This is a genomic window from Microbacterium sp. PI-SA-G, assembly GCF_057215335.1.
This window is the reverse complement of record NZ_CM170103.1, coordinates 3433739-3446363: the sequence shown is the minus strand read 5'-3', so window position 1 is coordinate 3446363 and position 12625 is coordinate 3433739. Positions and strand designations below refer to the sequence as shown.

The 12625-nt window shown below is 63.5% G+C and carries 16 protein-coding genes and 1 pseudogene; 10 read left to right on the top strand and 7 right to left on the bottom strand.

From position 1 onward, the window contains the following. Positions 1 to 136: 136 nt before the first annotated feature. A pseudogene (locus AC2D10_RS17035) lies at positions 137 to 1042 on the bottom strand (AI-2E family transporter); the annotation flags it as partial. A gap of 86 nt (positions 1043 to 1128) precedes the next feature. Between AC2D10_RS17035 and AC2D10_RS17030 the strand changes: the two are divergent. Continuing rightward, the gene (locus AC2D10_RS17030) at positions 1129 to 1269 is read left to right on the top strand and encodes a hypothetical protein (protein WP_484709316.1); all 141 of its coding nucleotides are present in this window, start codon (positions 1129 to 1131) and stop codon (positions 1267 to 1269) included. A 13-nt stretch (positions 1270 to 1282) separates the two neighbouring features. Here AC2D10_RS17030 and AC2D10_RS17025 read toward each other — a convergent pair whose 3' ends face one another. Then, positions 1283 to 1477, bottom strand: coding sequence for a hypothetical protein (locus tag AC2D10_RS17025; protein ID WP_484709314.1), 195 nt, complete (start codon positions 1475 to 1477; stop codon positions 1283 to 1285). A 249-nt stretch (positions 1478 to 1726) separates the two neighbouring features. Between AC2D10_RS17025 and AC2D10_RS17020 the strand changes: the two genes are divergently transcribed. Continuing rightward, positions 1727 to 2077 (top strand): hypothetical protein, encoded by a 351-nt coding sequence (locus tag AC2D10_RS17020; RefSeq protein WP_484709312.1) that lies wholly within the window; start codon positions 1727 to 1729, stop codon positions 2075 to 2077. Positions 2078 to 2127: 50 nt separating this feature from the next. On the opposite strand, the gene AC2D10_RS17015 is transcribed toward AC2D10_RS17020, so the two are convergent. Together AC2D10_RS17015 and AC2D10_RS17010 are read right to left on the bottom strand one after the other, a co-directional pair. Next, a complete protein-coding gene (locus tag AC2D10_RS17015; RefSeq protein ID WP_484709311.1) occupies positions 2128 to 2472 on the bottom strand; it encodes a DUF7882 family protein in 345 nt (114 codons plus the stop codon). 207 nt (positions 2473 to 2679) lie between these two features. Further along, the gene (locus AC2D10_RS17010; protein ID WP_484709310.1) at positions 2680 to 3000 is read right to left on the bottom strand and encodes a hypothetical protein; all 321 of its coding nucleotides are present in this window, start codon (positions 2998 to 3000) and stop codon (positions 2680 to 2682) included. A 275-nt stretch (positions 3001 to 3275) separates the two neighbouring features. Between AC2D10_RS17010 and AC2D10_RS17005 the strand changes: the two genes are divergently transcribed. The 3 genes from AC2D10_RS17005 (at position 3276) to AC2D10_RS16995 (ending at position 5283) form a co-directional block, all read left to right on the top strand. Continuing rightward, positions 3276 to 3593 carry a DUF7882 family protein gene (locus AC2D10_RS17005; RefSeq protein ID WP_484709309.1) on the top strand — a complete coding sequence of 106 codons (318 nt, stop codon included), beginning with the start codon at positions 3276 to 3278 and terminating at the stop codon, positions 3591 to 3593. Between the two features lie 343 nt (positions 3594 to 3936). Continuing rightward, entirely contained in the window at positions 3937 to 4614 is a 678-nt protein-coding gene (locus AC2D10_RS17000; RefSeq protein WP_484709308.1) for a DUF6766 family protein, read from the top strand. A gap of 327 nt (positions 4615 to 4941) precedes the next feature. Then, positions 4942 to 5283, top strand: a complete 342-nt coding sequence (locus tag AC2D10_RS16995; protein ID WP_484709307.1) for a DUF7882 family protein — start codon at positions 4942 to 4944, stop codon at positions 5281 to 5283. Between the two features lie 559 nt (positions 5284 to 5842). Here the strand turns inward: AC2D10_RS16995 and AC2D10_RS16990 are convergent. Next, positions 5843 to 6034, bottom strand: coding sequence for a hypothetical protein (locus AC2D10_RS16990; RefSeq protein ID WP_484709306.1), 192 nt, complete (start codon positions 6032 to 6034; stop codon positions 5843 to 5845). A 248-nt stretch (positions 6035 to 6282) separates the two neighbouring features. Between AC2D10_RS16990 and AC2D10_RS16985 the strand changes: the two genes are divergently transcribed. After that, complete coding sequence (locus AC2D10_RS16985; protein WP_484709305.1) at positions 6283 to 7104, top strand: hypothetical protein; 822 nt, start codon at positions 6283 to 6285, stop codon at positions 7102 to 7104. A gap of 534 nt (positions 7105 to 7638) precedes the next feature. Here the strand turns inward: AC2D10_RS16985 and AC2D10_RS16980 are convergent. After that, positions 7639 to 7986, bottom strand: coding sequence for a hypothetical protein (locus AC2D10_RS16980; protein ID WP_484709304.1), 348 nt, complete (start codon positions 7984 to 7986; stop codon positions 7639 to 7641). Positions 7987 to 8354: 368 nt separating this feature from the next. Continuing rightward, positions 8355 to 8927, bottom strand: coding sequence for a hypothetical protein (locus AC2D10_RS16975; RefSeq protein WP_484709303.1), 573 nt, complete (start codon positions 8925 to 8927; stop codon positions 8355 to 8357). Positions 8928 to 9117: 190 nt separating this feature from the next. Between AC2D10_RS16975 and AC2D10_RS16970 the strand changes: the two genes are divergently transcribed. The 4 genes from AC2D10_RS16970 to AC2D10_RS16955 all read left to right on the top strand — a co-directional run bounded on the left by AC2D10_RS16970 (position 9118) and on the right by AC2D10_RS16955 (position 12423). Further along, positions 9118 to 9297 carry a glycine zipper domain-containing protein gene (locus tag AC2D10_RS16970; RefSeq protein ID WP_484709302.1) on the top strand — a complete coding sequence of 60 codons (180 nt, stop codon included), beginning with the start codon at positions 9118 to 9120 and terminating at the stop codon, positions 9295 to 9297. 983 nt (positions 9298 to 10280) lie between these two features. Further along, positions 10281 to 10691, top strand: a complete 411-nt coding sequence (locus AC2D10_RS16965; RefSeq protein WP_484709301.1) for a hypothetical protein — start codon at positions 10281 to 10283, stop codon at positions 10689 to 10691. Positions 10692 to 11191: 500 nt separating this feature from the next. Next, a complete protein-coding gene (locus AC2D10_RS16960; protein WP_484709300.1) occupies positions 11192 to 11419 on the top strand; it encodes a DUF2188 domain-containing protein in 228 nt (75 codons plus the stop codon). A 2-nt stretch (positions 11420 to 11421) separates the two neighbouring features. Next, positions 11422 to 12423: an ATP-dependent DNA ligase gene (locus tag AC2D10_RS16955; RefSeq protein ID WP_484709299.1), complete on the top strand. Its 1002-nt coding sequence runs from the start codon at positions 11422 to 11424 to the stop codon at positions 12421 to 12423. Positions 12424 to 12625: the final 202 nt, after the last annotated feature.

The following is a 12625-nucleotide window of genomic DNA, read 5'->3' as shown; positions in this document are numbered from 1 at the left end:
ACCTTTTTCGGGTTCGCCCGGGCCGGAGAGATGATCGACGCCAACACGATAGCGATGATTATCCATGTCGGGAACTGCGGTTCCATGCGTAGTCCCAACAGTGCTCGACAGTTGCTTCAGTAGCAGTGCGCCCCCGTCATGGAGCCAACCGTGGTCGATCTGCGCGCTTCTTTCGCCGGGGTGCTGCGTCTACGAAGCCGGCCAACCAACGCGCCGAGGGCACATCGTCGATGAAGTTCGCTTTGACGAGGAGGCTGAGCGGCACCGCGAGGACCGCTCCGAGGGGGCCGATCACCCACGCCCAGAAGGCCACGGAAGCGAGCGTGACTGTCATCGACATGCCGACCGCATCACCGACGAACTTCGCGGGTAGGAGATTGGTGATCACGGAGTTCAGCAAGACGTAGACGGTCATCACCAGGATCATCCCCTGCCACCCATGCTCCAATAGTGCGAGCAGGGCCGGCGGGGTGAGACCGATGACGAACCCGACGTACGGGATGAAGTTGCAGGCGGCGGCGAGGATTCCCCACAGAAGCGGATGCGGGACCCCGAGCAGCATCAGGAGGACGACATCGAGCGCACCGACGATCACAGCGAAGATCCCGGTGACGGCGACGTAGCGGCGGGTGTTGATCGCGAACCCACCCAGCGCCGCCGCGAGCCTCGGGTGCTGAGCGTATAGTGCACGGGACCGCAGGTCGATCTGGGCGGCCTCGATACCGATGAACAGCAACAGGCTGAAGCCGAGGATCAGGCTGGCACCGATCGTGACCAACGACGGAATTTGGGTCGTGAGCCACTGCACTGCGGCCAGGAGATCGATCGACTCGAGCAGCTCGCGAACCGGTTCCTGCCCGATTCCGAAATCGGCGAGGACGCGGGACAGGTTGCGTTCGGAGTCCGCAGCCACCGGCCCGTAACCGGGTAGAACCGCAACCAGACGTGCGATCGCGAACAGCACCAGGGCCACCAACCCCACGATCACCGCGAAGGCGGCCGAGATCATCGTGGCGAGGGCCAGAGGTGCCGCGCCGAAGCGTGGTGTAAATCGGGTACATCAGGATGACGAGGATGAGGGCGAGGAACAAGGGGGCAGCGAACCAGGTGAGTTCACGGAGCCCGAAGATGGTGACCACGATTCCGATGATCACGATGAAGACCGTCACGGCGCGCGGCGCAGGCGCTGTGCTCGGCGGGGGTACGACCGTCGCGTTCGTGGACTCTGGCGCTGCCGACCCTGACGAGCGACGCCTTCGCAGCGGGTGACCTCGTCGCTTCATCAGATGATCTGACTCGCAGGGCCGATCAGAGACTGAGCCTTCTCGACCGACTCGTCGCGTTCTTGCACCGGTACGGGTATTCGAACGATCTCTGCACGTTCTTCGTTGCCTAGAGCGCGTCTGTAGCCCAGCAGCGCCTGCGCGATCTCGCCCCCTGTCAGGTATTCGCCTCCGGCATACATGATCACGTGCATACTGCCGTTGTAGGTGAATTCTCGACGACCCGAGCGCCCCTTGCCCCGGTAAAGGGCTAGTGGTAGCCCGCGAATGTACCGGTCGAAGTTACGCGGAGTCGCTCGCCGCCACACGCGAGCAGCGCCGTGCAGCTGCAGCATCTCACGGGTCGCAGTCCAACCAGGCTTCCCAGTCCGACCGTGTCCGCGCGCGTTCGCTGGATTGTCAATACCCAGGCTCGGCATCAGGCAACGGCCTATCGTGCTCGCATGAAACATGTGACATATTCAGAAAAATCGCTTCTGATGGGTGACGACGCGGCCGACACGTTGTTGGAGTATGCGCGCCTCCTTGCGGACAACGACAGGGCGGACACGGTGACCCTGCAATCGATCAGTCCCGACGGGAACACGGTCGAAGCGTCGTTCCTGTTGACTCCGGGCACCATCCTGATGGTCGAATCAACGAACTCTGAGGTGACCCCACCTGACAACTCCGGAGTGATTGTCGATATGCGGGACCGGATTGATGCGATCACCCACCCCACCGCGGCCGTCTGTGAAGAACCCGGATCCCAGATCGACTACGACATCCCAGATCACTCCGGACCCGAAGATTGAGGACGAGATCGCCTGGACCTCAGCAACGGGAGACAGCACGTTGAGGCACGTCAGACTTTCAGCCGTTCCGGTTCGTCGCCGTGGGAGTGGTCGTCGGGGTTGGTTGGCTCGTGCACCAGGTAGAGGCCGGTTGGTGCGTTCGCGGTGTATGCCAAGGCGTCGACCCACGCACGGTTGATGGCAGGTTGGCGGCTTCCGGCGTATTTGAACGCGAGGTTGCTTCCTGTGTGCACCCACACTGAGGTGCGCCCGCCACCGGTGCTCGCGTCTTCACGCCAGGAGAATGTGAACGGTTCGCCGCGGCGAAGCTTCGCTACCATCACTAGCTGCAGGTGCGTCAGTGCACGATCCTCGATCTCAGTCTTCGGCCCACCCTCATACACAAATCTGCCCACGACACCCTCCTCATTCCTTGATCGTCCCGACCAACGAACACCGCCGCCCTCAAGCGCGTGACGCTCACGAAGTCGAAGAAACCTCCTGAGAACTGCCTACGCTCACATCGAACCCGGCGCAAGCCCTCCGCCCACACCCGTTGGGATCGGCGACGCGGCTGGGCGGACAAAGACGAAACGAGCAACGACGAAGCGAGCTTGCTGGCGTCAATCGAAGTCGGACGGGGTGTCCTCCGACATGTCCAGTGTTCCCCCTGACGGAGACTCCAGGCTGCGCGTCAAACGCCGCAGCCGGTCGACCAGCGCATCGTCCTCAGGCTCTGTCGCGTAACCATCCACACTCTTCGCGACGATCTGGCTCGCCGGACCAATGAGGAACTTCGCCGTCGTCACCGACCCATCGTGCTCTTGCACCGGTATCTCAACAACCCCAGCGCGCCCATCATCTCCCAAGGCGCGGCCGTACGCCAACAAGGCGTCAGCAATGTTGTCTCCGGTCAGGTACTCGTCTCCCGCATAGATGACCATCCGCATTCTTCCGTTCTACGACGAACGTGTGCTGCTCGGGAAAGCCCTTGTTCCGGCGACCAGCGAATGCTAGCCACCACCTACCCGCGAACGCTTCGCCGCGAACGATCCCACTCATCAGCGATGAGTGGATCGGTCAAACGATGGTTCGACTCGCACGAGCTATTGCCCACCTGGTTCGGGTGCCAGAATTTTGTGGGCCGTAGGCCTGACGGCTCGCGACTGACATTACGTAGGTGACGGCTGGTCTGGTCCGTGTGGGATACGGTCAACATATGGGCACCCTTCACTACGGTGGGTCGGAGAATCCGATCCACATCGAGGAACGCGCTCTCGCGCACCTCAAAGTCGTCGTCGCGACCAAACTTCGCCGCAACGAGTCCTTCACGCTCTCGTGGCGGCACGCCGAGGGAGACGTGTCCAACGGGCGCAGCACCATCTGGCTGCACCCGTCGATCCCGCTCCGATTCACCTTCGACGAGCCCGAGACTCCTGAGCTCAACGTCAAGTGGGTTGAAGCGCTCATGCAGTCCGCCAGCAGCTCGGGCGGCATCACCCTCATCGACGAGGTCCTCGACACCCCAGACGAATGACGTCCCAGGAACCGGGATGAATCAAACCGGACACCTGGGAGCCCCCTTCTCCCGTCTCGCCTAGATTGCCCCAGCGGACCGGCTCGCTTCACAACGTATGCCGCCGACGGATCCCACCGCGCTGGCGGAGATCCGCCGCCCCGCGCGGTTGCGTGGCTAGTCTTGTCCGGCAGGGCCCGGGACGACCAGGATCTGCTGGAACGGGACTTCGACGAATGGAGAGAGTCATGTCGGAGAATGCGAGTGGCACCGGTGGGATGCGGGCCATTTTTTGGGCCTGGATGATAATCATCGTGAGTGGGCTCACCGTGATCATCACGATCGCCCTGAGCGGGAGTTGATCGTGCAGCGCCGCATTCGTGACAACGCTCTCAGTCTTTTCTTCCTGGCATTGTTCGTGCTCGCCCTTATCGGGCAGTCAATCGCCGGGTATGTGCGCAACAACTCGGAGTTGTCCGATCATGGCCAGCCGCTGATCGACTTCTGGGCCTTCGTCTGGTCGTCGGACTTCCTCGTCGACGTCGCCGAGAACTGGCAGTCCGAGTTCCTGCAGTTCTTCCTCTTCATCGCCGCAACGATCTGGTTCGTGCAGCGCGGTTCTCCCGAGTCGAAAAAACCCGGAGACGAAGGGCCGGGAAGTGACTCCGACCAGCTGCTCGGGCACCATACTCGCCCAGATTCGCCCCTGTGGGCTCGAGTTGGTGGATGGCGCACCGTGCTCTACGGGAACTCGCTCCTCATCGTGATGGGAGCTATCTTCCTGCTGTCCTGGTTCGCGCAGTCCCTCACCGGCATGGTCGTCATGAACGAAGAGAACGCCATGCACGGCGCAGCACCCCTCACCTGGCTCGACTACGTCGGATCCGCAGACTTCTGGGACCGAACCTTGCAGAACTGGCAGTCAGAGTTCCTCGCCGTCGGCACCATGGTCGCGTTCGCGATCTACCTCCGCCAACGCGGCTCAGCCGAATCCAAGCCCGTCGGGGCACCGCACCACGAATCAGCCCTGGAGTCCGAGTGACACACAACGCTTGAGTGAACAAGCCCGTGCCGCTCCGCACGCTTCCGGCATACGCTGAGCCCGTGAGCCCGGACCCCGCTAATGCGCGGGTCTGGCGAGAACACGGTCAGGCCCGTTCCGGCTGCGCTGCGTCCTGAACGGCGTGAGCCTGTCTTCGAGCGATGTACTCGAGCGCAGCAGACATCGATGATGCCGACACTGCAACGCCAACGATAGATAGCGACCGCCGCGCCGGGAAGTGTGCGATGGTGAGAGCACACCACCTCAGCAGTCATTTTGGTTGCGCCTTCTGGCACGGGTTTCCGTGGCGAAACAGAGGAGCCCGTCATGGGCAAATTCATCTACGAAGGTGGCGTCAAGACGGAGATCGAGGATCGCGCCCTCGCTCACCTGCACCTGGTCATCACCGCGAAGCTTCGACGCGGGGAGCCGTTCAGCTTCACCTGGAAAGAAGACCCCAGCATCGGTGGCGGCCGCACGACAGTCTGGGTCCACGCACAAAGCAACCTTGTCTACAAGTTTCACGGCAGCCGCCAACCATCCATCAACCGGGCATGGATCGACGCACTCGCCTTCACCGCCAGCGCACCCAGCGGCCTCTACCTCGTCCCGGAGCCCGACGAAGGTGCAACCTCAACAGAGCGCCTCAAAGCGTCCCCGCACGCCTGAACCACTGCTATCGGACAGGTCCCGGTGTTACTCGATCTCGGTGCGCAACCGTCGGGACTGCGGGTTCGATGAAGTGGGATTCTCGAGACCGAATGTGACAAGCCGATGGCCTGCGAAGCTCGTCCCCTCGGAGGCAGGCAATCTGGTACCACGGGCACCGTAGGTCGATCCCAAACGGGCGGGCTCAAACGCTAGCGCTCGTCAATGAAGAGCTCGGGTGAACAAGAGATCGCGTCATCGCGGACACGGGAGCGCCGCCCCCAAAGCAGTGATCGTCGAACTCCCCCAGTTCCGCCATCTGCACGCTTGGCTACAGCTCCGCTCCCCTCGGCGCTGACCTGCCCACCTATAGGAACACAGCCGACCAAGCTGCTCCTGACCCTTGACACGAGGCTGAACATCACCCGCCGACGTAGACACCCGGCAAATTCACCGGCCGCATCAACTGGCGGTTTTGAGGCCCGTCGAACTGTTGACCGATCCCTAAACGGACAGATCTATCACTCGAACTGACTACCGCCGGTTGAGGCTCGAACCTGTCCTTCGGCTGGTTCACAGCTCAGCGTGTTGCGCCTCGCCGCTGGACACCGGGCTCAGCAGCATCCTGTGCTTTGGCCTGAACCCTGACCGTGGCGTCAGCGTCTGACTCGGCATCGCGGCCGTAGCGCTCGTATGCGCCGTAGTACTCGCGGCCGTAGTACGCCGACTCGCGGGTGGTGGCAAGGGAGGGTGAGTAGGGGGTGGAGTTCACAGTCTGGGGTTTACCGCGAGCTGGCTTATGCCTTGACTGGGGTGGTGTGACCTGTCGGTTCGGTCAGGAGCGGCCGTGTGCTTGCGCCCCCGGTTCCCGATCATCCGTGTCCAGCTGAGGGCAAGGGCAACGTCAAGACGCGCACTTTATGAGAGGGACAATCAATGGATTCGGATCAGCAGTCGAGTGTTGCCGCGGCTTCTCGCGGGGCTACGCGTCGAACGGTGTTGAGGGGCGCAGCGTGGAGCGTGCCCGTTATCGCTGCCGCCGTTGCCGTTCCGCTCGCGGCTGCCTCCGTCACCACGGTAGCGCTTACGTATGAGGTGGTCCCGCTGGTTGACGTCGAGGCCCCTTACGGCTCCACAACGCTCGTCGTAACGAATACCGGCGGTGCTCCCTACTCCGGGCCTCTTACGGTCACTACGCCTGCATGGTCGGCGGTCGCGCCGTTCTCCATCGCGGGAGCGACACAGACGAGCGCTGGTCCCACCAGCCTCTGGACGTTGCCCGCAGTGACGATCCCCGCGAACCAGTCGGTAAGTGTTCCTCTGACCTGGGCCGGTCCGTTCCCGCTCGCCGCCGAGACGCAGACTTTTGCCGTGACTGCTGACCCGCTCACGGCGACGACCGCGCCGGGAGGACCCGTCAGTATTGCCTCCCCTTACCAGCTGGTGTGGGTTGCTGTGATGCCCGGCGGAGAGGGAAACCTCGTCGGCTCGCCCTCCTTCTTCTTCGGAAACACGACCGAGACTGCCGTGTCGTCGACCGTGACCACACGAACAGGTGTCTGGGCGTTCCCGCTTCCAACAGCGGTCTCACTCTCCTCAGGCGGAGTCACCTACAACGGTGCCAGAGCGCTGGAAGGCGGGCAGTTCGTCGCACGATACACCGGACTGCCCGTGTCCCTTCCAGCACGAAGCGGACGGATGCCGTTCGCTTTCAACTGGTCGGTTGCGGGAACGACCCCGACTCCCCAACAGATTCGCCAGCTGCTGGGGATCACAGCCGTCCCAGCGGTCACCTTTGCGACGTTGGGCTCAACGAACATTTATTCTGCCTACCGGTCATAGCGTTCTGGTGTCAGAATCACCCGACCCCCGGACCGGGAGGGGCCTACTTTGGATGACTTGGAAAGCCGGCAGGCGCCGTACTCCCCGCCGCCTCCGCTCGGGGGCATACCGGCACCGCTGATCGCCACGCTGCGGGCGGCGTTCGACGCAGAACAACGAGCGAGCGGAGCGCAACGCAGGAGCCACTTCCGAGCCACTCGCTCGTTGCTCGCCGCGGCTCGGGCGTGCGGCTTTTCGCTCCATGAAATCGCTAAAGCTCTCGACCGCTCCGTCAACACCATCCGCGACCGGGCAGGGGCAGACGGCGCTATGTCGTTACACGAATTCATCATCCTGGCCGGCATCCCACTCCAGCGAGCTGAGCAGTGGGTTGCCGATGGTCTCGTGCCCGAGGCACCCGCATCAGGCGACCCGATGTACCCATGCGAAGCTCTCCTCCGCGCGCTCATACTGGCGAACGCCCCGCACCCCACTGAGCAGTCGATGTCCGTGTAGCCCTGCAGGAATGGTACTCCGCTTCTCGCGATCGAGAAGTCAGATCCGCCCACCCACACCAGCTCTCCGCAGCGCGAGAACCAGAAGCCCTGAGAGGAACGCCGCACCGATCTCCCCCACGACCCGGCCGATGAGCGTGAGACCCATCAGCGTCACCGTCAGATGCTCTGGCGAGAAGACGCTCAGCGACAAGACGAAAAGGGCCACGCCGGCGATGACCGCTGCAAGGAAATAGCGGCTCCCCCTCTCACTTCTGGCTCCCGGCCTCGTTCTCGGCCAAAGAACGCCGTCAATGATCGTTCCAGCGAGAAGCAAAGGTACGACAACGATGATCCCGGAAGGACTTGTGGCCGCGATGAAGACCGCAGCCACACCGCTGGTGATCAAGGCAGAACCCCGTACGCGCGTCAATCGACGCGCGACGAAGGGCATCAGGCTGTGCACGCCAGCGACCAGGCCATATAGGGGCGGGGATAGAGGGGCCAGCACCGTCAACAAAGGCACAGTGATCAGGTGAAGCAGAACCTGGACTGCAGCCAGCGCACCGCAGATGAGGAGCACACGCGTCGATATCTGAGCGGGAGAAGAAGAACGAGACACGCCTAGCAACGCTACTGCCACAGGACTCGGCGAGCCACGAACCCCTGCATCCCACCCCCCTGCGGAATCTCACCACGGCTCTACAACGGAAAGCGTCACCTGCCGAGTCATTCTTCACCCGCCGAGTCTGACGAGCGGTCGCGGGCGGCGCGCGGTCAGATTGTGTCGTCGCGGGTGCCTAACTCGCTGAGCGGAAGCGAGCCGATCGGGTCGAGGGCGATGCGCTGGTCGGTGATGGTGAGTCTTTGGCAATGCACCAGCGGGTCAGTACCCATCTGCGTGGCCCAATCGTCGAGTCGGGGTCCTCGCTCATGGTTCAGCAGCCATCGGTGATCGCGAGGGGTTTCCACCCAAAGCCGGTTGGTGAGCGACCCGAAGACGAGCCCGACCACCTCACTCGCAGGCAGGGGCAGGACGTAGGAGCGGGTGTCGCCGGGCCGGAGGTTCTCGATTGAACGGCTGAGGAACGCGGAATAGATTCGCATCTCGTCGCCGGTCTCCAAGCTCCCGCCAATCACGTCGGTCGGTTGCCACTGGCCATCGCTGGCGCCAGGCGCCGCATGAGTGAGTGCCACTGCTGACAGGTGTGGGTAGCGGGCACCGGGCAACATCGAGACCAGATGAACGGTCACAACTGCCTGCCCGGATTCATCGATGACCTTCCAGCGGAGCCCGCCGCCATTCACCTTGTCGCTGCTTCTCATTCCCTGTCGACGCCACCATGTCATGCGTACCAACCTAGGCCTGTCCGACTTGCGTGTCGTCAGCGCACTCAGAGCCGCCGAGCGCGTCGCCGTTCAAACAACATCAGATGCTCATGCCGTGCTGATTGCAGCCCGGCGTCCTCCCTGTGGGGGACATCGGTCGATCAACTGCGAGGGGGATGCTGGTCGGCCAACACCTTCGTACCGTTGAGCTATGACTGAGAAAAGCAACAGGAAATCGCAAAAAGGACTAACGCTCGGCGTCGCGCTCGGGCTCGCGCTTGGGTTGGTGGTCGGGCTGCTGCTCGACAACATCGCCGTAGGACTCGGAGGCGGGGTCGCCGTCGGCATCGCTGTGGGTCTCATGGTCGATGCGAGGTCTGCACGACGATAGCGGCGGCAGAAGCCCGCAAACCGTCCCCAGGGTGCACCGACTACACGCGCAGATGAGAAGGCTCGCAACAGGGTTTTGGGCGCCGGCATTCAGACCGGGGATCCGTTCCGGTTCACGGGCGAGCTCCCCCGGGGGCGGAGGACTGGTCAACGGGTGCCTCAGGCGAGTACACGGTCCTCTTCAAGGCGCACGGCGGCACCGACGACCTATACGTGTTCGTCAATCGATCCGAGACTATTGGCTGGACCGACGGCACCCACGTCGGAGATCGTGGTGGAGAGTGGCGAGGCCACGATCAACGGCGAGACCTCGGATGGATGTTGCGCGTCGTCGCCGTTACCAGGCCGTAGGCCGTCGCAGCCGAACAGCGCTGCACATAACGGGGGCAGCCAGCTACGGAGCTTCCACGATGGTGAAGGCCACCGGGAGGGCGCCCTGCCCGGGTAGTCTGATTTGGCCAACTCTGAGGTTCAAGCACTCCGCGAGCTACCTCAGCGAGAGGGCAGAGGGACCCGGGTCGGCGTTCGAACGGCAGCATCATTCCGCGGGGTGCTACGTCGGCATCGGGCACTCGAATCGGTGCCTTGTCTCACCTATGACCGCGCGTCGCGGCCGTGGTTCTGGTCCGGCTGTGTGAAGGGGTGGTCCCGATAGATCTGGGGAACCCTCGGGACCACCGGCCGGTGTCGCTGGGGACTTCACCGGCTCGTGATCGCGCGTCACGTGCGATCTCGGCTCAACATATCGGCCGGGACCTTGGTGCGGTAGTTGCGAACAGTTGCACGCGGAATGTTTCGTTTTCTGTCACCGGTGCGGCGCTCATCGAAGCGCGGCCGACCCAGCCTTCCCGCCACACGGGTATGACTTTCGCTGCGGTGCCGGGAAAGCAAGGGGGTTATCCCATACGGGCTGACCTGGTTCTCGCTGAGGACGTGGGCGCGAAGACGCGCCCACGTCCGGCACGATCACATCAAGGAGTCACCATGACGAACCCCAACCCGAACGGGCGCGTCTTTCGTCTCACGACAGAGCCCAAAGCAGCATTCAAGACCACCGAGTTCATCGCCTACGTCGTCATCCTCATCGCGATGTTCATCGCTTCCGCGGTCATTGACGATGGTGAAGACGGCCGAGGCTTCGGCGCATCCCAGGTCTGGCTCTACACCACCATCCTCACCGTCGGCTACATGATCAGCCGCGGCCTCGCCAAGTCCGGAAAGCCGCGAGCGATGCGACAGCGACAACCGCGCTGGGGACCGCCGTTGACACCCTCCAACACGACGGGCACGGCGCAGATCACCGCATCCGCGAAGACCGTCCGGAGGGCCCGTCTGAAATCGGGACCTCCGGATGGCCCTGCTCTCCGCCTGGACGCCGTGCGTTCACCGGCGTAGCCTACCCTCAGGACCGCGGTATTGCTGAACTGGGGATGGTCTGCGCCGCGTTCTCGCCTTCCGCCGAGCGAGCACTGGGGCAGGCCGCGGAGCGGAAGGCCCCTCCCCGCCGACCAGTTCGTTCACTGTCCGATTGCACATGCCGCTGACCCGGCGCCGGAGTGACCTGCCCGAGGTCCAGACCGGATGCCGGCATTCTGACCCCGGACACTTGGGATACCTGTCTGACGCCTGACAAGCTCACCGGCGACCCGCAAGGTCGAGACGCTCGCCACGCTCGAGCGCACCTCCGCCGACGTCGCCGCCACGATCGGAGAAACACATTGTTGACCGAGAGGTCAGCAACTCCCGCACCGTCGACCCACTGACCCGGCTCTGCTTGAACCCATCGGCCGACCTGGCCGCTTGCGGACGGGTGAATGGGTCGCACAACGCAAGGGGCTATCACGTGTCTTCGTGCGTCGGTGACGATGGACGCTCACTGACCGATCGGAGGCAACATGCCAACTGGAGACGTTGAAACATTCCATCAGGATGGTGCCTGGTTCAATCGCGTGACGGGTGAGTCAGTGACGGTGGCCGGGGCGCATCGGACGAAGGCCGAAGCCGTTGCTGCCGGCCGCGGCATCGCCAGGGCCCGTCAGGTCGAGCACATCATCAAGAACGAGAACGGGCAGATCGCCGAGCGCAACAGCTACGGCAACGATCCCCGGGATGTGAAGGGCTAGACATGCCCCTCCCGGCCGAGCTGCGCCCGCCGCTGGGTGTGGCTCTCGCTCGGCCGGCTTCCGCCCTTCCTGCAGCGGACGGGATGCCGGGCGGGGCCAGATATGAGCCCAAGTGGGACGGCTTTCGCGTGCTCGTCGTCGTCGACGACGGAGTGAGTTTGTGGTCGCGCCAGGGGAAGAACCTCACGCGGAGCTTTCCCGAACTTGTGGCGGCCGCAGAAGCGCAGCTTCCTAGTGGTGTCATCCTCGACGGCGAAGCTGTCGTGTGGAGTGATGACCGACTGGACTTTGACGCGCTGCTGCATCGGCTCAGTGCCGGATCGAAAACTCGCGCCCGGATGGTGCGAGAGCAGCCCGCGTCGTACGTCGCTTTCGACGTCCTCGCGGTCGCTGGCCACGACACACGCGGTTTGCGTCTCGATGACCGGCGCGCGTTGCTAGACGAGCTGGCAGGCTCATGGTCTCCCCCACTGCACCTCTCCCCCGTCACCACCGAGGCCGATGAAGCAGCGCACTGGTTCGAAGCGCTGACCGCCTCCGGGATCGAAGGGCTCGTGGTCAAGGGCGGCGGGCAACCCTACCGGGGTGGGGAACGATCCTGGGTGAAGGTGAAGCACCGCAACACGATCGACGTGATCTGCGCCGCGGTAATAGGTGCCCGTCAGCGCCCCGAAGAGCTCGTGATCGGCCTGCCGGTCGGTGGAGAGCTGCGCATCGTCGGCAGGTCATCACCGCTGACCGCGTCAGCTTCTCGCTCGTTGGGCCGGCTACTGCACACACCCGCAGGCCAGCACCCGTGGCCCGAGCAGGTAAAGCCCGGTGCTGTCGACCGATTCAACCGAAGCGGTCGCGAACGGGTGCAGCTCACACTCGTGCAGCCTCTCGTCGTTGAGATTTCCGCCGACGTGGCCATGACCGGCTACTCCTTCCGGCACGTTGTGCGCTTCCTGCGCCCGCGTCCAGAAGTGCCCATCGCAGAGGTCGAGCCGTCCCGGACCGTGTGAGTTGACACTTATGCGTTACCTCGCACGCTTGTTTGCGGGTCATGCAGTTGGAGCTTGTGAGGGTCAGACCCTGAGAACCATTGTCGGGGTTCCACACGGCAACTGCGAGCTCGCCGTGGCGCCGACCGATGCGTGTGGGTTTCGGACGGATCACAGACTGTTGATGGTGCTGGGTCGGGTGCGTTTCTCGGCGGGCTGCGCG

Coding starts and splice junctions, on each gene's coding strand:
- AC2D10_RS17030 (WP_484709316.1), top strand. CDS start 1,129: ATGGTGACCACGATTCCGATGATCACGATGAAGACCGTCACGGCGCGC.
- AC2D10_RS17025 (WP_484709314.1), bottom strand. CDS start 1,477: ATGCACGTGATCATGTATGCCGGAGGCGAATACCTGACAGGGGGCGAG.
- AC2D10_RS17020 (WP_484709312.1), top strand. CDS start 1,727: ATGAAACATGTGACATATTCAGAAAAATCGCTTCTGATGGGTGACGAC.
- AC2D10_RS17010 (WP_484709310.1), bottom strand. CDS start 3,000: ATGGTCATCTATGCGGGAGACGAGTACCTGACCGGAGACAACATTGCT.
- AC2D10_RS17005 (WP_484709309.1), top strand. CDS start 3,276: ATGGGCACCCTTCACTACGGTGGGTCGGAGAATCCGATCCACATCGAG.
- AC2D10_RS16995 (WP_484709307.1), top strand. CDS start 4,942: ATGGGCAAATTCATCTACGAAGGTGGCGTCAAGACGGAGATCGAGGAT.
- AC2D10_RS16975 (WP_484709303.1), bottom strand. CDS start 8,927: ATGACATGGTGGCGTCGACAGGGAATGAGAAGCAGCGACAAGGTGAAT.
- AC2D10_RS16970 (WP_484709302.1), top strand. CDS start 9,118: ATGACTGAGAAAAGCAACAGGAAATCGCAAAAAGGACTAACGCTCGGC.
- AC2D10_RS16965 (WP_484709301.1), top strand. CDS start 10,281: ATGACGAACCCCAACCCGAACGGGCGCGTCTTTCGTCTCACGACAGAG.
- AC2D10_RS16960 (WP_484709300.1), top strand. CDS start 11,192: ATGCCAACTGGAGACGTTGAAACATTCCATCAGGATGGTGCCTGGTTC.
- AC2D10_RS16955 (WP_484709299.1), top strand. CDS start 11,422: ATGCCCCTCCCGGCCGAGCTGCGCCCGCCGCTGGGTGTGGCTCTCGCT.